Annotated in this window: 25 protein-coding genes; 22 read left to right on the top strand and 3 right to left on the bottom strand. The window is 30.6% G+C overall.

Annotated features, from left to right (window positions below):
• The first annotated feature begins 42 nt into the window (after positions 1–42).
• From D2A34_RS11775 to D2A34_RS11835, 13 genes are all read left to right on the top strand, one after another.
• Positions 43–1,152, top strand: coding sequence for a DUF3810 domain-containing protein (locus tag D2A34_RS11775; protein WP_119366725.1), 1,110 nt, complete (start codon positions 43–45; stop codon positions 1,150–1,152).
• Between the two features lie 104 nt (positions 1,153–1,256).
• A complete protein-coding gene (locus D2A34_RS11780) occupies positions 1,257–2,528 on the top strand; it encodes an FAD-dependent oxidoreductase (protein ID WP_119366726.1) in 1,272 nt (423 codons plus the stop codon).
• A 239-nt stretch (positions 2,529–2,767) separates the two neighbouring features.
• Complete coding sequence (locus tag D2A34_RS11785; protein WP_119366727.1) at positions 2,768–3,922, top strand: PucR family transcriptional regulator; 1,155 nt, start codon at positions 2,768–2,770, stop codon at positions 3,920–3,922.
• Between the two features lie 255 nt (positions 3,923–4,177).
• Positions 4,178–4,639 carry a 2-thiouracil desulfurase family protein gene (locus tag D2A34_RS11790; protein ID WP_119366728.1) on the top strand — a complete coding sequence of 154 codons (462 nt, stop codon included), beginning with the start codon at positions 4,178–4,180 and terminating at the stop codon, positions 4,637–4,639.
• A 397-nt stretch (positions 4,640–5,036) separates the two neighbouring features.
• Positions 5,037–6,362 (top strand): aminotransferase class III-fold pyridoxal phosphate-dependent enzyme, encoded by a 1,326-nt coding sequence (locus D2A34_RS11795; RefSeq protein ID WP_119366729.1) that lies wholly within the window; start codon positions 5,037–5,039, stop codon positions 6,360–6,362.
• Positions 6,363–6,375: 13 nt separating this feature from the next.
• Entirely contained in the window at positions 6,376–7,527 is a 1,152-nt protein-coding gene (locus D2A34_RS11800; protein ID WP_119366730.1) for an iron-containing alcohol dehydrogenase, read from the top strand.
• 72 nt (positions 7,528–7,599) lie between these two features.
• Positions 7,600–8,433, top strand: coding sequence for an ABC transporter ATP-binding protein (locus D2A34_RS11805; RefSeq protein WP_119366731.1), 834 nt, complete (start codon positions 7,600–7,602; stop codon positions 8,431–8,433).
• A 2-nt stretch (positions 8,434–8,435) separates the two neighbouring features.
• Positions 8,436–9,212, top strand: coding sequence for an ABC transporter permease (locus tag D2A34_RS11810; RefSeq protein ID WP_079441289.1), 777 nt, complete (start codon positions 8,436–8,438; stop codon positions 9,210–9,212).
• Positions 9,213–9,224: 12 nt separating this feature from the next.
• Positions 9,225–9,992, top strand: a complete 768-nt coding sequence (locus D2A34_RS11815) for an ABC transporter permease (protein WP_079441290.1) — start codon at positions 9,225–9,227, stop codon at positions 9,990–9,992.
• A gap of 167 nt (positions 9,993–10,159) precedes the next feature.
• Entirely contained in the window at positions 10,160–11,221 is a 1,062-nt protein-coding gene (locus tag D2A34_RS11820) for an ABC transporter substrate-binding protein (RefSeq protein WP_119366732.1), read from the top strand.
• A gap of 234 nt (positions 11,222–11,455) precedes the next feature.
• Positions 11,456–12,823 (top strand): dihydropyrimidinase, encoded by a 1,368-nt coding sequence (gene hydA, locus D2A34_RS11825; RefSeq protein WP_119366733.1) that lies wholly within the window; start codon positions 11,456–11,458, stop codon positions 12,821–12,823.
• A gap of 22 nt (positions 12,824–12,845) precedes the next feature.
• A complete protein-coding gene (preA, locus tag D2A34_RS11830) occupies positions 12,846–14,345 on the top strand; it encodes an NAD-dependent dihydropyrimidine dehydrogenase subunit PreA (protein WP_119366734.1) in 1,500 nt (499 codons plus the stop codon).
• 32 nt (positions 14,346–14,377) lie between these two features.
• Positions 14,378–15,598 carry a Zn-dependent hydrolase gene (locus D2A34_RS11835; protein WP_119366735.1) on the top strand — a complete coding sequence of 407 codons (1,221 nt, stop codon included), beginning with the start codon at positions 14,378–14,380 and terminating at the stop codon, positions 15,596–15,598.
• Positions 15,599–15,702: 104 nt separating this feature from the next.
• Here D2A34_RS11835 and D2A34_RS11840 read toward each other — a convergent pair whose 3' ends face one another.
• Positions 15,703–16,137, bottom strand: a complete 435-nt coding sequence (locus D2A34_RS11840; protein ID WP_119366736.1) for a CBS domain-containing protein — start codon at positions 16,135–16,137, stop codon at positions 15,703–15,705.
• Positions 16,138–16,268: 131 nt separating this feature from the next.
• Positions 16,269–16,967 carry an iron-sulfur cluster repair di-iron protein gene (gene ric, locus D2A34_RS11845; RefSeq protein WP_119366737.1) on the bottom strand — a complete coding sequence of 233 codons (699 nt, stop codon included), beginning with the start codon at positions 16,965–16,967 and terminating at the stop codon, positions 16,269–16,271.
• Positions 16,968–17,243: 276 nt separating this feature from the next.
• Between ric and D2A34_RS11850 the strand changes: the two genes are divergently transcribed.
• Complete coding sequence (locus D2A34_RS11850; RefSeq protein ID WP_119366738.1) at positions 17,244–17,954, top strand: Crp/Fnr family transcriptional regulator; 711 nt, start codon at positions 17,244–17,246, stop codon at positions 17,952–17,954.
• 115 nt (positions 17,955–18,069) lie between these two features.
• On the opposite strand, the gene D2A34_RS11855 is transcribed toward D2A34_RS11850, so the two are convergent.
• The gene (locus D2A34_RS11855; protein WP_119366739.1) at positions 18,070–18,903 is read right to left on the bottom strand and encodes an MBL fold metallo-hydrolase; all 834 of its coding nucleotides are present in this window, start codon (positions 18,901–18,903) and stop codon (positions 18,070–18,072) included.
• Between the two features lie 341 nt (positions 18,904–19,244).
• On the opposite strand from D2A34_RS11855, the gene D2A34_RS11860 reads away from it, so the two are divergent.
• From D2A34_RS11860 to pssE, 8 genes are all read left to right on the top strand, one after another.
• The gene (locus D2A34_RS11860) at positions 19,245–19,811 is read left to right on the top strand and encodes a GNAT family N-acetyltransferase (protein WP_119366740.1); all 567 of its coding nucleotides are present in this window, start codon (positions 19,245–19,247) and stop codon (positions 19,809–19,811) included.
• A 92-nt stretch (positions 19,812–19,903) separates the two neighbouring features.
• The gene (locus tag D2A34_RS11865; protein WP_119366741.1) at positions 19,904–20,599 is read left to right on the top strand and encodes a YveK family protein; all 696 of its coding nucleotides are present in this window, start codon (positions 19,904–19,906) and stop codon (positions 20,597–20,599) included.
• A 4-nt stretch (positions 20,600–20,603) separates the two neighbouring features.
• Positions 20,604–21,335, top strand: a complete 732-nt coding sequence (locus tag D2A34_RS11870) for a CpsD/CapB family tyrosine-protein kinase (protein WP_182629363.1) — start codon at positions 20,604–20,606, stop codon at positions 21,333–21,335.
• A gap of 44 nt (positions 21,336–21,379) precedes the next feature.
• Complete coding sequence (locus D2A34_RS11875; protein ID WP_119366742.1) at positions 21,380–22,138, top strand: tyrosine-protein phosphatase; 759 nt, start codon at positions 21,380–21,382, stop codon at positions 22,136–22,138.
• Positions 22,139–22,485: 347 nt separating this feature from the next.
• Positions 22,486–23,148: a sugar transferase gene (locus D2A34_RS11880; RefSeq protein ID WP_119366743.1), complete on the top strand. Its 663-nt coding sequence runs from the start codon at positions 22,486–22,488 to the stop codon at positions 23,146–23,148.
• A gap of 77 nt (positions 23,149–23,225) precedes the next feature.
• Positions 23,226–24,584 (top strand): UDP-glucose dehydrogenase family protein, encoded by a 1,359-nt coding sequence (locus D2A34_RS11885; protein ID WP_119366744.1) that lies wholly within the window; start codon positions 23,226–23,228, stop codon positions 24,582–24,584.
• 101 nt (positions 24,585–24,685) lie between these two features.
• Positions 24,686–25,144, top strand: coding sequence for a PssD/Cps14F family polysaccharide biosynthesis glycosyltransferase (gene pssD / locus D2A34_RS11890; RefSeq protein ID WP_242966146.1), 459 nt, complete (start codon positions 24,686–24,688; stop codon positions 25,142–25,144).
• A complete protein-coding gene (pssE, locus tag D2A34_RS11895; RefSeq protein WP_119366745.1) occupies positions 25,141–25,614 on the top strand; it encodes a PssE/Cps14G family polysaccharide biosynthesis glycosyltransferase in 474 nt (157 codons plus the stop codon). The genes pssD and pssE overlap by 4 nt, the downstream gene beginning before the upstream one ends.
• The last annotated feature ends 358 nt before the right edge of the window (positions 25,615–25,972 follow it).

Genomic DNA, 25,972 nt, shown 5'->3' on the forward strand with positions numbered 1-25,972 from the left:
GAATTAAATGGGAGTAATTTTAAATGAAAGGTAAAAAATATAATGGGTGATATACAGAAAAGAAAAAAGAACCTATCAAGTAAAAAAAAGCTAATAATTAGCAGTGTCCTTTTGGGCATTAGCGGTCTTTTATTCATTATGTCATGTTACATAAACGGATTCGCAGATTTATATTATAAATACATTTATTTAACTTTAATAAATAGTATTTCGAGAGGAATTTCTTTAATTCCATTTTCAGTTTATGAGTTAATATTATATGGTTTTGCCATATTTATTTTTGCTAGAATATTAATGTATATATATTTAGGGATTAATAAAAAAATCTCCTTAAGGATATTTCTCATAAGATCTACTACTAATTTTCTTATATATGTATCAATATTTACATTTTTAAATGTGGCAACTTTAGGAGTCAATTCATTTAAATCAGATTTTGTTTTATTAACAGGTTTAAATGTAGAAGTTAAGTCAGAAGATAAACTTATTGAACTTTGCAATTATCTTAAAGATAATCTAAATGTGTTAGATAACAAAGTAAGTAAAGATGGGAATGGATTCTTGAAAATAGATTCAAATGTTAAGGAAGAAGGCATAAACAGCATGAAAAATTTGGGGAGAACGTACCCGAGCTTGAGAGGGTTTTATCCCAACCCCAAACCGTATATATTTTCAAAGGTAATGTCTTATCAATTATTGATGGGAGAAACAGATTTTACTCTTGAGGCGAATTACAATAATGAAATGCCGGAATCGAATATTCCAAGTACAATCTGCCATGAATTAAGTCATATAAAAGGCTTTAATAACGAGTATGAAGCAAATTACATAAGCTTTTTAGCCTGTATTAACTCAGAAAGTTTTGAGTATCAATATAGTGGGTATTTAATGGCTTATTCTTATTGTATGGGGGATCTATACGATTTTGATTTAGAATCATTTAAAAAAATTAATAGTGAGCTTTCAGATAATGTAAAAAAAGAATTGAAAAATGATGCTTTATATTGGGATAAATATAGGGGGAAAATTTCAAAGATACACAATGAAACATATGATAAATTATTAAAGATAAGTGGTCAAGAAGAGGGAATTAGGAGCTATAATGCTGTGGTTAAATTGTTGATTTCAGGATATGGAGTACAATTTAAATAAACAATAATGTCTTCTAACTTTTTAGGTAGCTTTAGCGATAATGTTCATCTTAATAAAGTAACTGAATACAATAGAATAGATAACTATAATTAAAGGGGATTGTAATGAAAGTAATAATTATAGGTGGAGGATGGGCAGGATGCTCAGCAGCATTAGAAGCAGTGAAACAGGGAGCAGATGTTGAGTTATATGAAAGAACCGATTTATTACTTGGGGTAGGTAATGTTGGTGGAATTATGAGAAATAACGGAAGATTTACTGCTGCAGAAGAGTTAATAAATTTAGGAGCTGGAGATTTCATCGATATTATGGATTCCATTGCTATTCATAAAAATATGGATTTTCCAGAACATAAACATGCTTGGTTATGTGACATAGGAAAGGCTGAACCTCTTGTTAGAAGATATCTTATAAAATCTGGAGTAAAGATATTTTTCCAAAGCAGGATCACAGACGTTGAAATGGATGGAAATAAAATTAAGTCTGTTATACTTGCAGATAAGAGTATCATAAACGGAGATGTGTTTATAGAAACTACAGGATCTACAGGGTCAATGCCTAATTGCGTAAAGTACGGAAATGGATGTGTAATGTGTACACTAAGATGTCCTAGTTTTGGCGCAAGAGTAAGCATAAGCAAGAAGGCTGGTGTAGAGGATTTAATAGGAGAAAGAGCAAGTGGTATAAAAGGTGCTATGAGCGGTTCATGTGAATTTCCAAGGGAATCTTTATCTGATGAAATTTTAAATCAGCTGGATAAGAACGGAGTTGTTGTTATTCCAATTCCTAAGGAAGATATACATTTAGAAAAATTAGAACAAAAAGTTTGTCAGCAGTATGCAACTTTAGAGTTCGGGGAAAATATTATTTTGTTGGATACTGGACGTATTAAGCTTATGACTTCTCATTATCCAATAGATAAATTAAGAAAAATTAAGGGATTAGAAAATGTTGTTTATGTTGATCCTCTAGCAGGAAGCAATGGTAATTCAATTAGATATTTAGGTGCAGCACCTAGAAGTAATTCAATGAAAGTAGATGGAATAGAGAATCTATTCTGTGGGGGAGAAAAATCAGGTTTCTTTGTAGGCCATACTGAAGCTATGACCACTGGCACTTTAGCAGGATATAACGCAGTACAGCATTTAAAAAACAGACCTTTACTAGAATTGCCAAGGGAACTCGCAACCGGAGATATAATCGCATATGCTAATGATAAGATTAAAGAGGGAAAAATGAGTGAAAGACCCACTTTCTCAGGTGCGGAATATTTTGAGAGAATGAAGGTTTTAGGTTTATATACTATTGATAAAAAAGAGATAAAATTAAGAGTAGAAAACTTAAAATTAACAAATATTTTTTCAAATGTAGTTTAGAGATAGTGGTGATACGCTATAGGATAATCTAATCTAGTAGAAAAATATATCTTAATATTTATATCCATTAGGAGTTATAATTTTTTCCTTTTACTTAAAAAACTAAAAGGAAGGGAAATAACTTCTAATGGATAAATTTATTTAAATATTGACATTAAATATGTTATTAGAAATATAGTACATAAAATTATGGTATAATAAACGTAAAATTTTTATTTTAGGTAACGGTGGTGATACATGTGTCAATTACAGTAGGTAAATTGTTTGGAAATGGAACTGTACTATATCAAATGAAGCTATTGGCAGGACAAAAAGGACTGAATAATCTTGTTGAATGGATGCATATCATTGAAAATGACGAAGTCAGTGAATTTCTTCATGGAAATGAAGTAGTGCTTACATCAGGAATTTTAAACAGCAGTGATGGATGGCTATTAGAATATACAAAAAAATTGCATAGCGTTGGAACAAGTGCCTTTATTATAAATCTTGGTCCATATACTAAATCGATACCAAAAGAAGTTATTGAATATTGTAATGAGGTAAAAATGCCTCTTTACACCATTCCGTGGGAAACAAGAATGGTAGATTTAACAAGAGACATATGTTATCGTATTATGCAAAGTGAGCAAGTTGAAATAAGCATTGCATCAACAATTAAGAATATTATATTTAAAACTGGAGATTTAGAAACACTGATTTTACAGATGGAGAGATATGGTTATTTAAGAGACAGTACTTTTTGTTTTATAGTAATGTCCTTTGAAAATAAAGATGATAAAGAATTGGAATTTAATATAAATAGAATAAAATTATATTCGGAAAGAATTGCCAGAAGTATTAATGAATTATATATATCTTTCTCATATAAAAATTGTTGGGTGTTAGCTTTGGTGAATTACAGTAATTATAATGTTAATAACTTTGTAAATACTTTCTTTAAAAATTGGAATGAGCCTTTGTGGAAGATACATATGGGTGTAAGCGAAAATAAGGATGGAATTAAAGTGCAAGCGGAGAATTTTAATAATGCTTTTACAGCCATGAGCATGGCTAGAAAGAAGAATAAAGAAGTAATATTTTATGAGGAACTTGATATACATAAGTTGCTTTTAAATGCAAAAGATAAGGAAGTTTTGAAAGAATTTTATAATGAAACATTAGGTAAACTGGAAAAATATGATAAAGAAAATAATACGGATTTAGTTAATTTTCTTTTTTTGTATTTACAAAATAATGGGAGTCAGAGCCTTGTAGCGGAAAAACAATACATTCATAGAAATACAGTTAATAATCAATTAAAAAAGATTGAAAAGATTACTGGATATAATCCATCAAACTTAGAGGAAAAGTTAAGGTTTTATTTAGGATTTTATATTAAAGATGTAATGTAAAATTGTTAAACTATATATAATTTATGACTAATATGCAAGTGCACAAATCAAACTGTTCAGATGCTTGCTTAAATATATATAAAATTGATGTATAATTTAAAATATGTAAGAGTATACAGCAAAGGAGCTTGTTCAATAGAACAAGTTCTTTTTTAATTTAATCAATTATTACTAAATCATAATACAACGTGGTGTTTATTTAGTTAATATGAAATTTAATTGAGTTAAATAAGTTGGAAAGGTGATGATAGAAATTTGGAAAAGATATTAGTAAGTGGTTGTTTATTTGGATGGCATTGTAGATATGATGCTGTGGATTGTCCTTGTTTAGATGAAAGATTTATTGAATGGAAAAAGAAAGGTAGACTCATAGCAATTTGCCCGGAAGTATTCGGAGGATTACCTACACCAAGGCCAGACTCCCAAAGAGTTGAAAATAAAGTATTATCTTGTACAGGCTTAGATGTGACAGAAGAGTATGAGGCAGGGGCTAAGGAAGCACTTCGGTTGGCTAAAGAGAATAATGTTATATGCTGTATAATGAAGCAAGATAGCCCCTCTTGTGGAAGTAAATATATATATGATGGTAAATTTACAGATACTAAAATAGAAGGTAATGGAAGAGCAACAGAACTGCTTAAAAAAGCGGGCTTTAAAGTATTTGATGAAAATCAAATTGATGAAGCTGAAAAATTACTATTAGAAAAGAAAATTTAGGTTTAATTTGAAAAGGCTGTAAATGCACAGCCTTTTTTTAGGATTATTTTAATAAATAAAATTTTTAGATAGGAAAGTGGTAATAATGAAAATAAATATTTTAAATTTAATAGTATTATAAGTATGTGGCTATTTCAAGAAAAGACTCTAAAGGAATAATTCAGGCGGGCTTGAATATTGAAGATATACTAACATTAAAAATATAATAAATGTGCACATGCACAATTAAACTTAGTCAGTTATTCGTTGATAAGTCAAAAATACTGGTATATAATAAAAACAACTTAAACGAAAAACGAATTTAATCAAGATAAAAGCAACGGAGCTTGTTCAAATGAATAAGTTCCGTTTTTTTATTAGTTGGACAAGTATATTATGAATTGGGGAGTGTATAAATATGAATGGTGAAGAAATTAGAAGTACTTTAAAAGAATATAATTTACAATCTTGGAGTAAACAAAGAAATTTAAATCCGATTTCAGTTGAAAAAGCTGATGGCATTTACTTTTGGGATTATGATGGAAATAGATATTCAGATATGTCGTCACAACTTGTTAATATGAATTTAGGTTTTGGAAATAAAGCAATCGGAGATGCAATAAAAGAACAAGTAGACAAATATTGTTTTGTAGGGCCTTCTTATGGTGCTGAATCTAGAGCCAAGCTTGCAAAGAAGATTATAGAATTAATGCCTGATAATATGGGAAAGGTATTTTTTACAAACGCTGGGGCAGAATCAAATGAAAATGCTGTAAAGATGGCAAGAATGTTTACAGGTAAAACAAAGGTGTTTAGCCGTTATAGAAGTTATCATGGATCTTCATTTGGTGCTGGTAATTTAACTGGTGAGCCAAGAAGATATGCATTAGAACCTGGTATTCCAGGATTCGTAAAATTCTTTGATCCGTATATCTACAGAGAACCGATAGAATTTGAATCGGAAGAAACAGCTACAAAATATTATTTGGCCAAGCTTAGAGAACAAATAGTATATGAAGGACCAGAAAGCGTTGCAGCAATAGTTTTAGAGACTATTACAGGTTCGAATGGAGTTATCGTTCCACCAAATGGATATCTTCCTGGAGTTAGAGCTTTATGTGATGAATTTAAAATCTTAATGATTTGTGATGAAGTTATGACAGGATGGGGCAGGACTGGTAAGATGTTTGGTTTCGAAAATTTTGATGTTAAACCAGATATAGTAACTTTTGCAAAAGGTGTTACATGTGGATATGTTCAACTTGGTGGAGTAGTAGTGAGTAAAGAAATAGCTGCTTACTTTGATGACAATCTATTATCTTGCGGGTTAACTTACAGTGGACATCCTTTAGCTTGTGCAGCAGGTGTAGCGTGTATAAATTATTATGAAGAAGCGGATATACTAAAAAATGTTAACGAAGTTGGCAAAATACTTGGTGAAAAGCTAGAAGAGATGAAAACTTCTCACCAATCTGTTGGAGATGTACGATATATTGGATTATTTTCAGCAGTAGAATTAGTAAAGAATAAAGAAAGCAAGGAACCATTAGTTCCATATGGAAAGGATCCAGAAGGGATTATGGGAAAAATTTTAGGTTTGCTTAAAGAAAGAAAGTTCATGACTTATACACATGAAAATATGATACTTGTTGCGCCTCCACTAATAATTACTAAGGAGCAATTAGAAGAAGAGTTAGCTAAATTAGATGAAGTACTTGAAATTGTCGATAAACAATTTATCTAGATGAGGTGAAAAAATGGCATATGAATTTAGTTTACCAGGACGTACGATTATTGGAGATTGTGCATTAGAAGCAAGTGAGAACTTGATAAAAACATTTGGAAAGAAAGCATTTATTGTATCTGGAAAAAACGTAACTAAGATGGGGACAGTTAAAGTTTTGACAGACTGTTTAGATAATTGGGGAATAGGTTATGAAGTTTTTAATGAGATTATTGGAGAGCCAACTGATTTAATGATTGAGAGTGGTGTAAAAGCTTATAAAAATGCTGAATGTGATTTCTGCATTGCTATTGGAGGAGGAAGTCCTTTAGATAGCGGTAAAGCAATCGCGGCTATGACAAAATTGGAGGGTTCCATATCTGACTACTTGGGAAAAACATTGGAAGGAGATTTTCCACCATTAGTACTAATTCCGACTACAGCAGGGACAGGTTCAGAAGCTACCAAATTTACAGTTATTACAGATTCAAAGAAGAATGTAAAAATGCTTCTAAAGGGGGAAGCATTACTACCAGATTTGGCAGTGATTGATTCAAAATTCTCAATGACAGCACCTAAAAGTGTAACAGCGGCAACAGGGATGGATGCATTAACTCATGCAGTTGAGGCTTATACATCAAGAAAAGCTAATTCACTAACAGATACCTTCGCGTTATCTGCAATTAAAAGAATTTTTAAATATTTACCATTAGTATATAAAAATGGTGAAGATAAAAAGGCAAGAGAAGAAATGGCCATAGCAGCATATGAAGCTGGAGTATGCATAAATAACTCTTCAGTGACCTTAGTTCACGGGATGAGCAGACCAATTGGAGCTAATTTTCATGTTGCTCATGGAATCTCAAATGCTATGCTCATAAAGGAATGTTTATCTTATGTTTTAGATGGAAGCTATGAACGTTTTGGTACAATAGGAAGGGCTATTAATGCAGCAGATGAGAATAAATGTGATAAGGAAGCTGCGGAAGCATTCCTAGAAAAATTAACAGCATTATGTAAGATATGTGAGATTCCTACTCTAAAAGAGTATGGAATTAATAAAGAAGATTTCGATAAACTAGTAGATAAGATGGCACAGGATGCTATAAATAGTGGAAGTCCATCAAATACTATAAAAGATGTTACAAAGGAAGACTTATTAACTATATACAGTAGATTATGGTAAATATATAATAATTGCAACGGTGCAAAACAAATAGTTTTGTACCGTTTTTTGTTTAAAAGGAGGCGTAAATCAATGAGTATGTTAAATGAAATAGATACACAATTTGAAAATAGAAATGTTTTTAAGCCAAGAGAAGATAAAGTTGAAATTAAAATCGAAGATTTGAGCATGGTTTACCAAGATAAGAATGGAGGAGAACCAGTAACAGCACTTAAAAATGTTAATTTAGAAATTAAAGAAGGAGAATTTATTTCATTACTAGGTCCTTCGGGTTGTGGAAAGACAACATTACTTCGTATTATAGCTGATCTATTGCAGCCTTCTTCAGGAAAAGTAACTGTTCGAGGACAGAGTCCAAGAGAAATAAGGCTTCAGAAGAAATATGGTATCGTATTTCAAAATCCAGTTCTATATGATTGGAGAACAGTAAGAAGAAATGTTTGTATGCCAATGGAACTACTAGGAATGAAAAAGCAGGATCGTACTGCGAAAGTTACAGAAATGCTTGACCTAGTTGGACTTACTAACTTTGGTAAGCATTATCCTTATGAATTAAGTGGAGGTATGCAGCAAAGAGTCGGAATAGCAAGAGCACTGGCAATCAATCCAGAGATACTTCTTATGGATGAACCATTCTCAGCTTTAGATGAATTCACCCGTGAAAAACTTCATGAGGATCTTCTCGAAATATGGACAAAGACTAAAAAGACAGTAGTTTTTGTAACTCATAATATTTCGGAGGCAGTATTTTTATCAGATAAAGTTGTAGTTTTATCACCGCATCCAGGACGAGTTTCTGCTGTAATTGATATTGATATACCAAGACCAAGAAATATGGAGTCAAAACAGTCAAAACAATTTTATGATTATATAACAAAAATCAGAAATAGCTTTGAGGGGGTATGATGATGATTAGCAGGAAAGAAAAATATACAGTTAACTTAGTTTGGGCTATTAGTATTTTTATAGTTTGGGAATTAGCAGCTTTCTTTCTAGAACAAGTTATTCATGACCCAATGGCAGCAGCAAAACTGCCTTATCCCCATAGTGTCCTTATATCAATCGCAGTAAATTTTACAGATTTAATAAGTGCAGCAGGACTTACTTTTTCAAGAGCCGTATTTGGATTTGCGCTTGGAGCAGCAATAGGCTTTATTTTAGCAATAATTATGAGTTTATCAAAAATAGCAGAAAAAATATCACTACCTTATTTAATAGTATCACAAATGATACCAGTATTAGGATTAGCTCCTATTATCTTTACATTAGTTAGAGACATGAATCTTTCTAGAATAGTGATTGCTGCATATATTACTTTTTTCCCAGTTTCAGTAAATATGCTGAGCGGACTAAATAGTGTAGAAAGTGATAAAAAAGAATTGCTATATTCATACGCTGCGAGAAAGAAAAGTATTTACTATAAGCTTATGATTCCTTATTCGATGCCATATTTATTTGCAGGTTTAAAAATAGCGGCTCCAATGTCAATAACAGCATCAATTTTAGTAGATATGCTAGGTTCAAGCGGTGGAATTGGAGTGAAACTTTTGTATTCTTTATATTCAGGCACAAAAGATGTGTTCTGGGCATCAGTAGTTACAAGTGCTTTAATGGGTATTTTAAGTTACTTTATAGTAATATTATTTGAAAAAATTTGTATGCCTTGGAGAAAACAAACTACATAGGGAGGGTATTTTATGAATGAAAAGATTAAAAATGTTTTATGGCCCGTGGGCTTTGGAATATTAGTTGTAATTGCTTGGCAAGTTGGTATCATTCATGATGCCTTAGGCTTTAAGCCCTTTCAACTACCAGTTCCATCACAAATCATTAAAACTTTAAGTGATAATTTTTCTAAAGCTTTAACTGACACAATGATTACAGTTTCAGGGGCGTTGGTAGGACTTGCTTTAGGATGCATAATTGGATTTATTGTTGCTGTAATAGCTACACAGTTTCCAAAGTGGGGATATACAGGACTAAGTGTAATAGCTGCATTTAATGCTATTCCAATAGTTGCATTATCTCCTATTATGAATCGTTGGTTTACTAGTGGTTTTGCACAGAAGGTTGGTGTTGTAACGGTAGTATGTATGGCAGCTATGGCTATTAATTCTTATCGTGGATTAAATGATTTGAAACCATTTGCAAAAGATTTATTAGAGTCATATGCGGCACCAGAAAAAGTTATATTTTTCAAGCTTCGTTTACCTAATTGTCTTCCAAGTGTTTTAACTGCATTAAAAATTAATGTGGCAGCGGCAATAATGGCAGCTATGATAAGTGAATATTTCGCAGCATCAACTTCAGGCATTGGTTTTGGAATTAAAGATAATTTAAGAAAAGGAATGATGGCCATGGGGTGGTCTTATATAGTTATGGCAGCATTAGTTGGGATTATTTTATACTTAATTATTTTGTTAATAGAACGTAGAACTATAAAATGGCATGCTTCACAAAGGTAAATAAGGTTTAGAAAAACAAAATTTTGTTCTAAGAATTTTTCTTAAGTTCATAAGAAAGTTAAAAAGATCTAGGATCAGGTCATATATATTTCTTACATGTAGGAAGAAAAACACATAAATGACTGATATCAGATAAATAATATTTATTTAATGAGGAGGAATTTATTATGAAAAAGAAGTTATTAGCTTTAAGTTTATCAGTATTAATGATGGGTACGATGCTTATAGGGTGTGGATCAAAAACATCAGAAACTACAGCAAAAGACACAACTAAATCAGAGGACACTTCAAAGAAAGATGGAGAATTAGAAAAAGTAACCCTTCAATTAAAATGGCTTCCACAATCACAATTTATGGGATACTATGTAGCAGCAGCAAAGGGCTATTATAAGGATGAAGGTATTGATATTCAAATACTTCCAGGAGGAAGTGACATTATCCCAGAACAAAATGTTAATAATGATGTAGCAAATATAGGTGTAACTTGGGTATCAAGTTTAATGACATATCAAGCTCAAGGATATCCATTACAAGAAGTTGCTCAGGTTTTCCAAAAATCAGGTATGTTATTAGTCTCAAAGAAAGAAAAAGGAATTAATTCACCAAAAGATTTAGCAGGCAAAAAAGTAGGTAACTGGTTTGGAGGAAATGAATATGAACTTCTTGCACTACTTTCAAAATACAATTTAGATAAAGAGAAGGATTTAAAACTTGTACAACAAGATTTCACAATGGATCAATTAAAAGAAGGTTCAGTTGACGCAGCATCAGCAATGACTTACAACGAATTTGGTTTATTGCTTGAAGGTGGATTGAAAAAAGAAGATTTAAATGTAATTGATATGAATAATGAAAATGTTGCTATGATGGAAGACTGTTTATTTGTTAATTCAGATTGGGCAGCTAAGCATAAAGACTTATTAGTTCGTTTCTTAAAAGCTTCAATTAAAGGTTGGAAAGATGCAGTTCAAGATCCAGAAGCAGCTGGAAAAACAGTTTATGATGTAGATAAATCAGTTTCTTTAGATCACCAAGTTTATATGGCAAAGGAAGTTGCTAAGCTTGTAGCACCTCAAGGGTTTGATACTTCAAAAATTGGACAAATTGATATGAATGCTATTAAGCAAACAGGAGATTTCTTAAAGAAATATAATAAAGATTTAGCAAAAGAACCAGTAGTAGATGATACAACATTTACTTCAAAGTATTGGGAAGAAGCAACAAAATAATATGATAAAAATTGATTCAGATGTGGTTAAATCCACACTGAATCCTACTAAAATTTATATATAAATGTATTATTAAGGAAAAGAATTTATCACATAGTAAATAATTTGAAAAATGAAATGTTTTAATAACCTCAAAATAACGATATAAACAAAAGTAGAAATATGAAAGCGAAAATAATTAACTAAACTAGTTATTTAGATATTAAGGATATTTGAAATGGGAGGAGAATACTTATGGATTTAATTATAAAAAATGGAACTATTGTAACACCATCAGAATCTTACACTGCTGATCTTGCTGTTAAAGATGGAAAAATTGTAGCTATTGGAACAGGATTTTCAGAAGAAGGTGCAAGAGTTGTAGATGCAAAAGGTAAGTTAGTATTACCAGGGGCTATTGATGCACACACCCATTTAGCTATGCCATTTGGAGGAACTGTATCAGCAGACAGCTATCTTGCAGGAACAAGGGCAGCAGCTTGCGGAGGTGTAACTACAGTATTTGATTATCCAATGCAAAGAAAAGGCAGCGGAATAATTGAAACAGTTGAATCAAGAAAAGCAATATGTGATCTAGAAGCTTGCGTAGATTATGCATTTCATTGCATCATAACTGATTTAAATGAAGGAACTATCTTAGATGAATTTAAAGATGCTGTTGAGTATGGAGTACCAAGCTTTAAATGTTTCTTAGTTTATAAAAAAGAAGGAATGATGGTAGATGATGCAACTTTAGTGAAAATACTATTAAAAGCTAAAGAAACTGGAGCTATGACAAACATCCATGCAGAAAATCCAGATTTAATAGATTTAAACATCGAGAAATTCTTAAAGGAAGGAAAAACTTCAGCATGGTATCACTATTTAAGCAGACCAGAATTTGTTGAGGCTGAAGCGGATAAGAGAGCAGTTCACTGGGCTAAATCTACAGGAGCTCCACTATATTTGGTTCATATGGCTGATAAAGAAGGTTTAGAAACTGCTATTGAAGCAAAAAGAGAAGGTCATGATATATATGTTGAAACATGCCCACAATATTTGGAGTTTACATGCGATGTTTATAAAAGAGAAGATGGTAGAAACTTTGTATGTTCACCACCAATGAAAGGGCAAGAAAGTCAAGATGCACTTTGGAAAGCTATTAAATCAGGTGATATTGATACTGTAGCTACAGATCACTGCCCATTTCAAAGCTATGAAAAGGATTGGGGGAAAGATGATTTTACAAAGATTCCAAATGGATGTGCAGGAGTAGAAAATTTATATCCATATATGCTTTCAGCAGCAAATGAGGGAAAAATAACTTTTAATAGAGCAGTAGAATTATGTTCATTTAACCCAGCTAAGATATTTGGATGTACAGAAAAAGGTTCTTTAACAATAGGAAAAGATGCAGATATTGTAATTTATGATCCGAAGAAAGATTTTACAATTTCTGTAGAGAATATGCATTCAGATTATGACCACACAATTTGGGAAGGTAAAACTCTTCATGGATACCCAGTACAAACTTATGTACGTGGAAATTTAGTATATGATGATGGAGAATTTGTTGGAAAAGCAGGATTTGGACAATTTGTAAAACGAGTAGGACGAAAATAAAGATAATCTAGGAGGAATGGAAATGAGTAGTTTATTATATAAAGATATTTCAATTAATGAATATGTGTCAGGATGCTTGTTATGTGATGAAGCACCTTGTCGCAAGGCTTGTCCCCACTCACTTGAAGCGGATACTATTATTCGTTCTTTAAGATTTGAAAATAAGGCTGGGGCAGTAAATAAACTGCCACATCCTCTTCCTTGTGATACATGCGATGAAAAACAATGTAAAGAGGCTTGTTTAAAGGGAAAAATTAATGAACCAGTACCAATTGATAAAGTTATGAAAGCAATATCAACTGAGCCTAAAGTTAAAGAGGACGACGTTGATTTATCCATAGATTTTTGTGGAATAAACTGTGAAAATCCATTTTTTCTTTCTTCATCAGTTGTCGGAAGTAACTATGAGATGGTAGCAAAGGCATTTGAAATGGGATGGGCAGGTGTAGCATTTAAGACTATTGGTATGTTTGTGCCTAAAGAAGTTTCACCAAGATTTACTGCTTTAAGCAAAGAAAGTGTACCATTTGTTGGTTTTAAAAATATAGAGCAAATTTCAGATCACACATTAGAGGAAAATATAGAATTCTTAAAAAGATTGAAAAAAGACTATCCTAGCAAAATTATTATAGCATCAATTATGGGACAAAATGAAGATGAATGGACTAAACTCGCTCAGTTAATGACAGCGGCGGGAGCTGATATTATAGAATGTAATTTCTCATGTCCACATATGACAAGTAAAGGAGTAGGTTCAGATGTTGGTCAAAACCCAGACCTAGTAGCCCTATACACTAAAGCAACTAGAAAGGGAACTAATTTACCGATTCTTGCAAAGATGACACCTAATGTTGGAAATATGGAAATACCAGCAATTGCTGCAATGGAAGCAGGTGCTACAGGAATTGCAGCAATTAATACAATCAAAAGTATTATGAATCTAAATTTAGAAAGCTTTGCTTCAGAACCAAATGTTGAAGGTAAGACTAGTGTAGGTGGATATTCAGGAAAAGCTGTTAAACCGATTGCATTACGTTTTATACATGATATGAAAGTCTGCCAAGAACTAAAAGATGCCCCAATAAGCGGTATGGGCGGTATTGAAACCTGGAAGGATGCAGCTGAATTTATAGCATTAGGATGTGAAAACTTGCAAATAACAACATCAGTAATGCAATATGGCTATAGAATCATCGATGACTTAATTAATGGGATGAAATTATATTTAAGTTCACAAGGGTATAAAAAGATATCTGAAATTGTAGGTAATGCCTTACCTAATATTGTGCCAACAGATAAACTTGATAGGGATAGTATTTGTTATCCAAGATTTGATAGGCAAAAGTGTATAGGATGTGGAAGATGTTATTTATCATGTTATGATGGGGGACATCAAGCAATTAAAGTAGATGAAAATACAAGAATGCCAATTTTGTTAGTAGATAAATGTGTAGGATGTCAATTATGTAGTACTGTATGCCCAGCAAAAGCTGTAGCACCAGGTAAGAGAGTAAAAAAATAATTATTAGAAAGAATTTAAAGGGGGATATCGATATGTTAATGTGTAATAAAGAAAGACTTCAAGATAAAATTACAACTTTTAGTAAATTTGGCGATACAGGTAAAGGAGGAATTACTAGATTATCTTTATCACCTGCGGCTTTGGAAGCAAGAGAGGAATTTTGCAAAAGATGTAAGGCACTTGGGATGGAAATAAAAACTGACGATATGGCAAACATTTATGCAACTATTCCTGGAGATGAAAATCTACCTGCAATTATGATGGGATCTCATGCTGATTCAGTTAAGCAAGGTGGAAATTACGATGGTATTTTAGGAGTTCTTACAGGATTAGAAGTAGCAGAAACTATAGTTACTGAAAAAATACCTCATAAGCATCCAATAACAGTTGTTATATGGACAAATGAAGAAGGGGCACGTTTTGAACCTGCAATGATGTCATCAGGTGTTATTACAGGAAAATTTGATAAAGATGTTATGTTAGCATCAAAAGATACAGAAGGAATTACATTTAAAGAAGCCTTAGAAGCTAGTGGATACATGGGTGAAGTTGAAAATCGAATGACTCCAGAAAAATACGGAGCATTAGTTGAATTACATGTTGAACAAGGACCTGTTTTAGAAGATGAAAAAGTAGATATAGGAGTAGTTGAAGGTGTTTGCGGTATGATAAACTATGAATTTACTTTTGCAGGTCAAGCAGACCATGCTGGAACAACTCCAATGAAATACAGAAAAGATGCTTTATATGCAGCTGTAAAGACCATTCAATATTTGCATGATGAACTTGATAAGCTTGATAGTAAGCTAGTATATACAACAGGGAAGATTTCAGCTCATCCAAATATTCACACAGTTATTCCAGATCTTGTTAAATTTACGTTGGATGCGAGACATCAAGATCCAGAAGTAATAAATCAAGTTCTCGAAATAATTAAGGCCATCCCTAAAACAGTTGAAAAATGTGAAGCAAGTTATGAAAAAGCTTGGTCAAGAAATACAGTACATTTTCACTCTGAATTTGTAGATTATGTTGAAAAAAATGCAAAGGAATTCGGATATACAACAAAGAGAATGTATAGTGGTCCTGGACATGATGCACAATTTATAACAGATATTATTCCTACTACAATGATATTTGTTCCAAGTGAAAAAGGGCACAGTCATTGTGAAAAAGAATTTACTCCTCTTGAGAACTGCTTAAAAGGTGCCAATGTATTGTTACAAACAGTCTTAGATATTGATAAAAATTAATATATTCATATTACTAAATTAAAAATGCCAATCTTAAGATATAAATCTATAAGATTGGTTTTTTAGTTATAAATACTTTATTGTATGGTTTTCATTATAAGTAATTATATGTGATTATTTGTTCCTGGTTCTGAAATATTTCTAAGAGCCACTTCAGCATTGTCCTGAAGTGTAGGTTCTTGTGAAATATCTCCAAGAGAAACTATACCAACAAGATTATTATTTTCAACAACAGGTAATCTTCTTATCTGATTTCTGCTCATTAATCGTATAGCATCATAAACATCCATATCAGGACTTCCACAAACAGGTTCAGAAGTCATGAAATCACAAATCTTTTGTTCATTTGGATTAGCACCGGATGCTACACAATCTAATGCAATATCTCTGTCTGTAATTATTCCAACTAATTTTTTTGAATCATCGCAGACTGGTATTGCACCTACATCAAACTGTCTCATTAATTGAGCGGCTCTTTCAATAGAGTCGTTTGAATTTAAATTCACTATATCTTTTGACATTACATCTTTTATTTGCATAATATCACCTCCTAAAATATATTTCCCTATGAATGAGTTTTTATTGCTAGAAATATATATAGTGAAAAACATTATTTTCAATTAATTTATAAATTACTTCTGAATTATATAAAGACTCAATGTCATAACATCTAGAACATATCAAATAAAACACTGTTTTCTAAATGAATATGAATAAACAAATCCTTTTCTAATTCATGGAGCTTTGTATATACAAGTTTAAAAGTAGTACAAGATCCTTCTGGTGCGGTAAAGTCTATCGTTATTTTTTCTAGTTCTTTTAATATATCTCCAGCGGCATCATGTTCATTTTCGGTATCATTTATTACTTTGTGTATATCCGATAGTATTCTATCATCTTTTGATAGGTCATAGTTTTTTATAAGTGGGAATAGTAATTCTTCTTCTTTAACTAAATGTTCTTCAAGTTCAGTTTTTAAAGATCCGAAAAGTTTATGAACCTGTAGTAATTCCTCACCATGATGCCTAAAATGTACTTTTAGTACCTTAAATAACATTGTATCAATTTCTTTAAGCTGTTTTTTTGTAAAGTCATGATGAACATCTACTATATGCGTTATTAATGAAGATGGTGTTTCTTTTCTCCAGTCTTTGTATGATGAATTTGTATTAATAAACTTATCATACTTTGAATTAAGTTCTTCAATAATCACACTTAAATCTAAAGAGAGTGCAGTTAATGCATCACCTAAAGTATCATGTCCCCCACAACAATAATCTAATTTATATCTATTAAAAATTTCTGTAGCACCAGGAAAAATTGAAACTATCTCACCAAGCTTTTGATTTCTATTTATAATCTTTTTCATATTATGTTCCTCCAAATCTAATTAACTAATGTATTTTTTATTGACTTGTTTCTTATGTGTTCATTTTATAATCATTTGTATTATAAGAATATGATTTAAATCAAATTTTTAAATTTATTAGATTTTGTTATGATAATAGGAGGGATTCTATTAAAAATGAAGTCGTAAAAAGTAAATGTATAAAGAATTGTAAAGATTCATAGTCAATTATAAAAATGCTTATTTACTGGAATTAAACATAAGTGTTATGATAATAGTAATGGTAGGTGATTAAATATGAAAGAATGTAATTGTGAAGTTTGCAATCACACCTTATGTGCAAAGAAAGTACCTATATTCTCATTCTTATCCGATGATGAGCTTAGGAAAATTATTAGCTTAACTGGTCATAAATCATATAAAAAAGGTGAGATTCTTTGTAGGGAAGGTGAGAAATCAGATGCATTATTTATTATAAACGAAGGAAAAGTTAAACTATCTAAACTAACTAAAGAAGGAAAAGAGCAAATAGTTCATATCTACACAAGTGGAGATTTTTTTGGGGAATTGAATTTATTTAGTAGTAATGAAAAGTACAATTTTGATGTTTATGCTATATCAGGTGTAAAAATATGTACTTTATCTAAGGAAGATATGAGTAAAATTATTATTAGTAATCCGGAAATATCATTAAAACTACTTGAAGTTATTACAAAGCGACTTACTGAAACAGAAAATTTAGCACAAAATTTAGCAACAAATGATGCGGAAATAAGAATCGCATATATGTTGTTAGAATTCGCAGAAAAGTATGGAATTAGTACGGAAGAAGGATTACAAATAAATTTACCAATAAATAGAGAAGAAATGGCTAATTACACTGGAGTAACGAGAGAAACTATTAGTAGGAAACTTAGTAATTTTGAGGAATTAGGGATTATAAATCTTAAAGGAAATAAAGTATTATTCATTAAACAATTAGATATCTTAAAGTCTTATGTTGAGTAATATAGAATTAATAAAAAAGTACCTTGTTAATAGAAAAAATAGTCACTCTGTACTTTCAATGGTATGAAAAATAGAGTGACATTTCTTTCGTTTAGTTAATATATATATTTTAATTCTATATATTTATAGTTTGATCTGATAGTTTTACCATTTCTCCATGCTTTCCAATCCAATACTTAACTTCAGGGTATTTAACGTCAATATAATCGGCAAATAACAGTGGATTTTCACTATTTTGCGAGAACATTTCGTAGTGTCCTGGAACAACTAGTTTCGGATTTATACTTCCTGCTAAATCTACAGCTTCTTGATATGTAATATTTCCTATGCAGTTTTCACGATATCTTTTTGCATCTCTTCCGTTTATAGGAATAAACATAACATCAATTTTATTCCAAGTTCTTAACTTTGAATAAATTCCTTCATACAAACAAGTGTCTCCAGAATGATATATAGTACAGCCATTGCCTTCAATGACGTAGCCTAAATAAGGAAAGCTGCCAGTTTCAGGGTTTTGGTCAAGAAATTCGTGTGCTGACGGAATACCAGTTATTTTTAAACCGTTTTCTGAAAATGATATGCCATCATCAAGACCTATAAAACGACTTCTTGAAATTTTTAAGCTTTCTGATAAGTCATCAATAAGATGCTTAGGTACTACAAATTTTGCTTTTGTAGAACTTAGTGATATTTGATGCCATGCCTTTCTATCTATATGATCATCATGATCGTGAGTACCTATTATAAAATCAGCATTAGTTATTTCATCTGGTTGTAATAAAGTTGGAATGATTCTACCAGGAAATTCTGATAAGAACGCATCTATATAAAGAACTTGTTTACCTATCTTAATTACATATCCCAATTGTCCAATCCACCAAAATGCCATATCCTTATCTTTTAGAATACATTTGTTAATATCATTTATCAATTTAATTCCGTTACTCATAAAATAAAATCATCACCCTTCAAGTTCATTATTTTTAATATTACCATAAGGCCATTTTAATTACTATATATTCGACAAAGTAATGCATTGATTGTATATAATGTTACAAACGAAAACAATGCTTAGAAATCCAGTTTAAATAAAAAAGCTCTTTTATAGATGGGCTAAAAAGAATAGGAATTATAAACTTTGTTTAAACTAAAATAATAAATTAATCTCATCATTATTTTTTGGAGAGTATATTAGGTAAAGTATTATCTAAGGGATTTAGATTAATAATGCGAACGTATGTTATAATTAAACAGATATTATCAAAATTATATATGTTAGGATGAACACAAATGTATTTAAAACAATTAAGTGATGAAGAAATTAAAAATATACATGAGGAACATATGAAGATAGATTTCCCACCAGAAGAGTTAAAGCCGATAGAAGTAATTCAAAAGCTTATTAAAAGAGGAATTTATGTATGTTATGGTTTATATGAAGATAATAAGCTATTAGCTTATGCATTTTTAGTCACGTCAAAATCATATCTATTGATAGATTATTACTCAGTATGTGCCATTTATAGAAATAGAGGAATAGGAAGTAAATTCCTAAATTTATTAAAGGAACAATGCAGGAATTACATTGGAATTATAGTAGAAGTAGAAAGCATTGATTCTTCACCAAATGTTGAAGAAAGAGTAACACGTGAAAGAAGAATTAATTTTTATAAAAACAATGGAATGAGGATGACAGATATTTTGAGTTTATTATTCAATGTAGAATATTCTATTATGTGTTTATGTAATGAAGAAGTGACAGATTCAAATATTAATGACGGTCTAGAGCATTTATATAAGGAGATTACCCCAAGCAAACTTTATAATAAATATGTAAAAATTACTTTACTACAATAAAAAAATGAATGAAAGGCGCAAAATTTACTAAAACTATATTTACTTTTAATACTATGAAAGAAAAATATATTGTAATGGAGCGCTTGAATATTATGAATAGAGATTTTTTAAAGATTGATGAAATAGTAAATATTTTAATGAAAAGATGGAAGATGATATGTTTAATAACTTTAATCTCAACTATACTTTCAGCAATTATAAGTTTTTTTGTTATTTCGCCAAAGTATCAAGCAAATACTAAGGTATTTATAGGAAAAGAGAATAATGCGCAAGGTCAGGAACAAAGCTATAACAATAATGATGTTTTGATGTATCAAAAACTTTTAAAGACTTATGCAGAGATAATTCAAACTACGGACCTAATTGATAGGGCTGTAAGTTCAAGCAACTTGAACTTACAATCAGAAAATATACTCAATACGTTAACAGTTGTCCCAAGAGCAGACACACAGATATTAGAAATAGGTTACACAAATCCAGATAAGATGATGGCAAGAAATGTTGTAGATTCGGTAACAAACGAATTTATAAGGTCATCAAAAGACCTTATACCAAATGGAAATGTAAAAATAATAGAAAGTGTGAAAATACCAGAAAGTCCAGTAAGTCCAAATAGAAAGATGAATATAGCTATTGCTTTTATAATTGGGTTCATGATTAGCATAGGTCTAAGTTTTCTGTTAGAATTCATGAATAATACTTTTAAAACCAGAGAACAGATGGAAGAAATGCTAGGTGTTCCAGTTCTGGGAACTATTCCAGAGTATTCTAAGCCTCAGAAAGGGTGATAGTATGTCATTATTGGAGAGAATAAAAAGTAGTACAAAACATAAGAGAGTAGTCGATAGAAGAATTTATGCTGGTTTTGTTGTAGAAGACAAACCGAAATCAGTAGATGCAGAAGCATTTAGGACACTAAGAACTAATATACAATATTCATCTTTTGATAAGGAAATAAGAACTATAGCGGTTACAAGTTCAGAAATGGCAGAGGGAAAGTCAACAGTTGCCGGAAATATTGCTATTTCTTTTGCTCAAGGTGAAAAGAAAGTTATTTTAGTTGATTGTGATTTAAGAAAACCATCAGTACACAAAAATTTTAAAACTTCAAACTTACTAGGAGTTTCAGAAGTATTACTTGGTAAAGTTTCATTAGATGAAGCAGTACAGAAGCATAATAATAATTTTAATTACTTAACTTCAGGGAAGATTCCACCAAATCCATCAGAAATGCTTGGATCAGCGGCTATGACAAACTTAATAGAAAGGCTGAAAGATGAATATGATTTAATTGTCCTAGATACAGCTCCGTTAAGAGCTGTTACGGATGCTCAGATACTATCAACTAAAGTTGACGGAACTATCTTAGTAGTAAGAGCAGGGAAAACCAAAAAAGATGTAGTAATAGAAGCAAAAAACCTTTTAGATAAAGTTGGAGCAAATGTTATTGGAAGTGTACTGAATGCTGTAGAAAATACAAGAGGAAAGTATTATGCTTATTATGGAAACGAAGATGAGAAATAGACAATTGTTACGATAATGTTTAATGGAGTTAAGGTGGTGAGTTAATGATAGATATTCATTCACACGTATTACCAGGCATTGATGATGGTTCAAAAGATATGCACATGACCTTAGATATGCTTAAACAAGCGCAAAAAGATGGAGTTAATGAAATAGTAGCAACCCCTCATTATTTGTTAGAATATGGAGAATCAACAATACAGGAGGTTAAAGTTTTAGTAGAACAAGTAAATCATGCAGCACATATGGAAGGAATTAATATTAAGGTTTATAGCGGGCAAGAAGTTTATTTTAATGAGAATATAATTCGGGATTACCTTGAAGGTAACATAGGAACTATTAATGATTCTAGATATATGATGATTGAATTCCCCATGCATAGACTCGACGAAAATATAATAGATGTATTATATGAACTCCAAGTACGAGATATAGTTCCAATAATTGCCCATCCAGAAAGGTATAAGCCATTTAGAGAAGATCCAACTCTCATTAATAAGTTTATTGAAGCTGGATATTTATTTCAACTAAACGCAGGAAGTATGGAAGGTAGATTTGGAGAAAGTATAAAAAAAACTGCTAGTCTATTTTTAGAAAATAATTTATATAACTTTATTGGATCAGATGCACATGATACTGATAATAGAACTACTGGATTGCAGAAAGCTATGAATGCATTAAATGAAATAAATGAAAATATATTTGAAGAAAGTTCTAAGAAATTATTAAGGGATAGTGCAATAGAATTTGTTGGAAAAAAAGTTAAAATGAAAAAATCGATTTTTTCATTTTTAAGAATTTAATTGAATTTGAAAAAACTCTAATTACTTTAATTCAGCTATTCAGTTGTATAAAAAAACATTCTTAGAACTCAAATCCCAAAATAAAGAAAAATAAATAAAAACTTGTCATAAAACGCTATATTAGCAACTACACTGTATATTGCTTAATATAGCGTTAATTGTGCGTTGAAATACAAAGTACCGCACTGTAATATATGTAGTAAGTAGTGCAGAGACAAATAAAAATATATGGAAAAACTTATCTTAAAGTAAGAAGATAATTAAGTTTCTTCTTAATCTAACATAATTCTATAAGAAAAATATAAGAATACTTAATTATTAATTAATTATCATAGGGCGGTGAAAAAATGCAGCAACTAGAAATTAATAAGGGGGAAGCTATCTTCCGAGATAGAGAAGAACCTAGGGTGGAATATTACTTTTTCAAAAGAACTATGGATATCCTTTGTTCATTAACTGGATTAATAATTTTAACTCCTATATTACTTATAGTCGGATTATTGATAAAACTTGAATCAAAAGGACCTATAATTTTTGCACAAGAAAGAATAGGCAAAAATGGTGAGGTTTTTAAAATGTACAAGTTTAGATCAATGGTCATTAATGCAGAAGAATTGAAAGAAAAACTACACAGTAAAAATGAGATGAGTGGACCGATGTTTAAAATGAAAGATGATCCTAGAGTAACAAGAATTGGGAAGTTTATAAGGAAGACAAGCATAGATGAACTTCCACAATTACTTAATGTTTTAAAAGGAGAAATGAGTTTAGTTGGGCCAAGACCATCACTTCCTAAGGAAGTAGAAAAATTTGATAATTGGATGATGACTAGACTAAAAGTTAAACCTGGACTGACTTGTTACTGGCAGGTATCTGGTAGAAATGATATTGATTTTGAAGATTGGATGAAATTAGATCTTAGATATGTAGAAAATAGATGTATTTTAGTTGATATTAAATTGATTTTTAAAACATTTTTTGTGTTGTTTGGTGACAAGCATGCAAGATAGGTAATTGTATAAAACTATGGGTAGGACAGGGAAAAGGAAGATTATTTAATAAAATAAATGACACTATGGAGGTAGATATGAAAATAGTAGTAGCAGGAACAGGATATGTGGGTTTAGTTACAGGAGCATGTCTTTCAGAAATAGGACATAATGTAACTTGTGTTGATATAGATAAAAATAAAGTTGAAATGATGAAGCAAGGAATTTCACCTATATATGAACCAGGTTTAGATGAATTGCTTAAAAGAAATCATGATGCTGGTAGATTAGATTTTACAATTGATTATAAAAATGCTTATAAAGATGCAGATTTAATATTCATTGGCGTTGGTACTCCAGAAAGAGAAGATGGATCAGCTAATCTAGATTATGTATTTAATGTTTGTAAACAAATTGCAGATAATGTAAAAAATGATTGTTTGGTAGTAGTTAAATCAACAGTTCCAATAGGAACAAATGATAAAATTGAAGAGTATTTAAAAGAAAAGGTTAAAAATAATGTTCATATTGAAGTAGCTTCAAATCCAGAGTTTTTAGCGCAAGGTACAGCAGTTGTAGATACTTTATATGCTAAGAGAATTGTAATTGGCGTTGAATCAAAGAAAGCAGAAGATCTTTTAAGGGAAGTATATAAAGGTTATAATCAACCAATAGTTGCTACGAATAGAAGAAGCGCAGAAATGATTAAGTATGCTTCAAATGATTTCTTAGCTCTTAAAATATCATTTATGAATGAAATAGCAAATTTTTGTGAAATGGTTGGAGCTGACATAGAAGATGTAGCTAAAGGAATGAGCTTTGATCCTAGAATAGGAGATAAATTCTTAAATGCTGGAATTGGATATGGTGGATCATGTTTCCCAAAAGATACTAAAGCACTTCATTGGCTTGCTAATGATAGAGGTTATGAATTAAAAACAATAAAAGCTACAATAGAAGTAAATGAAAATCAAAAATATAAATTATTTAGACAAGCTAAGAATAGATTTGGAAGCTTAAAGGGATTAAAAGTAGCTGTACTTGGTTTGACTTTTAAACCGGGAACAGATGACTTAAGAGAAGCGCCGTCAATCCCGAATGTCAGAAGATTACTAGATGAAGGTGCGCAAATAGTTGCATATGATCCAGTGGGAATTGATAATTTTAAAAGGATTTATCCAAATGAAATAACATATGCAAACACTCCAGAGGAAACATTGAAAGATGCAGATATAGCATTTATATTCACAGAATGGAATGAAATTAAAAGTTTAGACTTAAGCGTATACAAAGAGTTAATGTATACTCCGATTATATTCGACGGAAGAAATTGTTATAAAATAAAAGAAACTAAAGAAAGAAACGTTGATTATTATTCAATTGGAAGAAAAGCTGTCCTAAATTTCGAAAAGCATCTTGAAAAAGAAAAAGATATGGCAGTCGCAATTGGCCAATAATAAATTAGTAGAAAATATGTAATTCAGAAAAGCTAATTAGTTTTTCTGAACTTTCATAAGTATTATTTTTGACTATTAACTAAATTAGAGGTGGTGTTCAAGTGAAAAAAGTATGCTTTATTGCTTCAACAGGTGGCCATTTTGAACAGTTAATGATGTTAAAGCCACTAATGAATAAGTATGAAAGCTTTATAGTTACAGAAAAGACTGATTATTCTGTGGCTAAAAATTCTAAAAAAATATATTATTTAAATCAAGTAAATAGAAATGAAAAAACATTTATTTATAAAATGATATTAAATAGTTTTAATACCGTTAGGATATTTCTCAAAGAAAAACCTGATGTAATAATATCCACAGGTGCTTTGGCAACTATACCTATGTGCTTATTAGCAAAGATTTTTAAAAGAAAACTTATTTTTATAGAATCATTTGCAAAGGTTAATTCTCCAACTTTAACAGGAAGATTGCTAAGTAGATTTGCAGACCAATTTTATGTTCAATGGAAAGATATGCTTAAAGTTTATCCATATGCCATATATAAGGGGGGAATATATTGATATTTGTAACTGTTGGATCTCAAAAATTTCAATTTAATAGGTTATTAAGAGAATTAGATGTATTGGTTGAAAAAAATAGCATAAAAGAAAATATATTTGCTCAAACTGGATATAGTGATTATAAGCCTAAGAATTATCGCTTTAAAAATTTTTTAGACAGAGATGAATTTAAAGAAATAATGGAAATGAGCAATAAAGTAATTACTCATGGAGGTACTGGTGCAATAGTAAACGCAGTAAAGCAGGGAAAAAAGGTAATTGCTATTCCTAGATTAAAAGAATATGGCGAACATGTAGACAATCATCAACTACAAATAATAGGTGAATTTGAAAAAATGCAATTTATAAATGTAGTAAAAGAAATAGATGAGTTGGAGAATGTGATAGAAAACATCGAAAATCATGATTTGAAGGATTACATATCTAATACTGATGCCATAATTGAATCTATCGATGATTTTATCAGATAAAGTTTAGTATATACATATTTGTATATATAAAAATATCAATACAAAAGAATTTAAATATATAAAATTACAAATTTAATATAGTCTTTATTAGGAGGTTATCTATTTGTTTTTCTAGTAATATTAGAAAAACAAATAAAATAATCTCCTATTTTTTTTATTTTAATAAAATTTATAACTAATTTAATTTATATGGAATAAGTTTAAGCATAATTTGGAATACCTAAAGATATCTAAATCGAGTATTTGACCTGTGAGATAAAAATATTTACAAATTCGTTAAAACTTTAAGCTATTACGTAAGACTAAGTTTTGTATTTGACATCTATGTTATAGTAGATTAACTTTATTAAATTAATGT

The organism is Clostridium chromiireducens (assembly GCF_003575225.1).
Lineage (GTDB): Bacteria > Bacillota > Clostridia > Clostridiales > Clostridiaceae > Clostridium > Clostridium chromiireducens.

Bases quoted from the DNA above. Each gene is read 5' to 3' on its own strand.
- D2A34_RS11800 (WP_119366730.1), top strand. From the start codon at position 6,376: ATGGCATATGAATTTAGTTTACCAGGACGTACGATTATTGGAGATTGT.
- D2A34_RS11810 (WP_079441289.1), top strand. From the start codon at position 8,436: ATGATTAGCAGGAAAGAAAAATATACAGTTAACTTAGTTTGGGCTATT.
- D2A34_RS11885 (WP_119366744.1), top strand. From the start codon at position 23,226: ATGAAAATAGTAGTAGCAGGAACAGGATATGTGGGTTTAGTTACAGGA.
- preA (WP_119366734.1), top strand. From the start codon at position 12,846: ATGAGTAGTTTATTATATAAAGATATTTCAATTAATGAATATGTGTCA.
- D2A34_RS11775 (WP_119366725.1), top strand. From the start codon at position 43: ATGGGTGATATACAGAAAAGAAAAAAGAACCTATCAAGTAAAAAAAAG.
- D2A34_RS11880 (WP_119366743.1), top strand. From the start codon at position 22,486: ATGCAGCAACTAGAAATTAATAAGGGGGAAGCTATCTTCCGAGATAGA.
- D2A34_RS11815 (WP_079441290.1), top strand. From the start codon at position 9,225: ATGAATGAAAAGATTAAAAATGTTTTATGGCCCGTGGGCTTTGGAATA.
- hydA (WP_119366733.1), top strand. From the start codon at position 11,456: ATGGATTTAATTATAAAAAATGGAACTATTGTAACACCATCAGAATCT.
- D2A34_RS11820 (WP_119366732.1), top strand. From the start codon at position 10,160: ATGAAAAAGAAGTTATTAGCTTTAAGTTTATCAGTATTAATGATGGGT.
- D2A34_RS11850 (WP_119366738.1), top strand. From the start codon at position 17,244: ATGAAAGAATGTAATTGTGAAGTTTGCAATCACACCTTATGTGCAAAG.
- D2A34_RS11860 (WP_119366740.1), top strand. From the start codon at position 19,245: ATGTATTTAAAACAATTAAGTGATGAAGAAATTAAAAATATACATGAG.
- D2A34_RS11865 (WP_119366741.1), top strand. From the start codon at position 19,904: ATGAATAGAGATTTTTTAAAGATTGATGAAATAGTAAATATTTTAATG.
- D2A34_RS11870 (WP_182629363.1), top strand. From the start codon at position 20,604: ATGTCATTATTGGAGAGAATAAAAAGTAGTACAAAACATAAGAGAGTA.
- D2A34_RS11855 (WP_119366739.1), bottom strand. From the start codon at position 18,903: ATGAGTAACGGAATTAAATTGATAAATGATATTAACAAATGTATTCTA.
- D2A34_RS11795 (WP_119366729.1), top strand. From the start codon at position 5,037: ATGAATGGTGAAGAAATTAGAAGTACTTTAAAAGAATATAATTTACAA.
- D2A34_RS11780 (WP_119366726.1), top strand. From the start codon at position 1,257: ATGAAAGTAATAATTATAGGTGGAGGATGGGCAGGATGCTCAGCAGCA.
- D2A34_RS11805 (WP_119366731.1), top strand. From the start codon at position 7,600: ATGAGTATGTTAAATGAAATAGATACACAATTTGAAAATAGAAATGTT.
- D2A34_RS11875 (WP_119366742.1), top strand. From the start codon at position 21,380: ATGATAGATATTCATTCACACGTATTACCAGGCATTGATGATGGTTCA.
- D2A34_RS11835 (WP_119366735.1), top strand. From the start codon at position 14,378: ATGTTAATGTGTAATAAAGAAAGACTTCAAGATAAAATTACAACTTTT.
- D2A34_RS11840 (WP_119366736.1), bottom strand. From the start codon at position 16,137: ATGCAAATAAAAGATGTAATGTCAAAAGATATAGTGAATTTAAATTCA.
- ric (WP_119366737.1), bottom strand. From the start codon at position 16,967: ATGAAAAAGATTATAAATAGAAATCAAAAGCTTGGTGAGATAGTTTCA.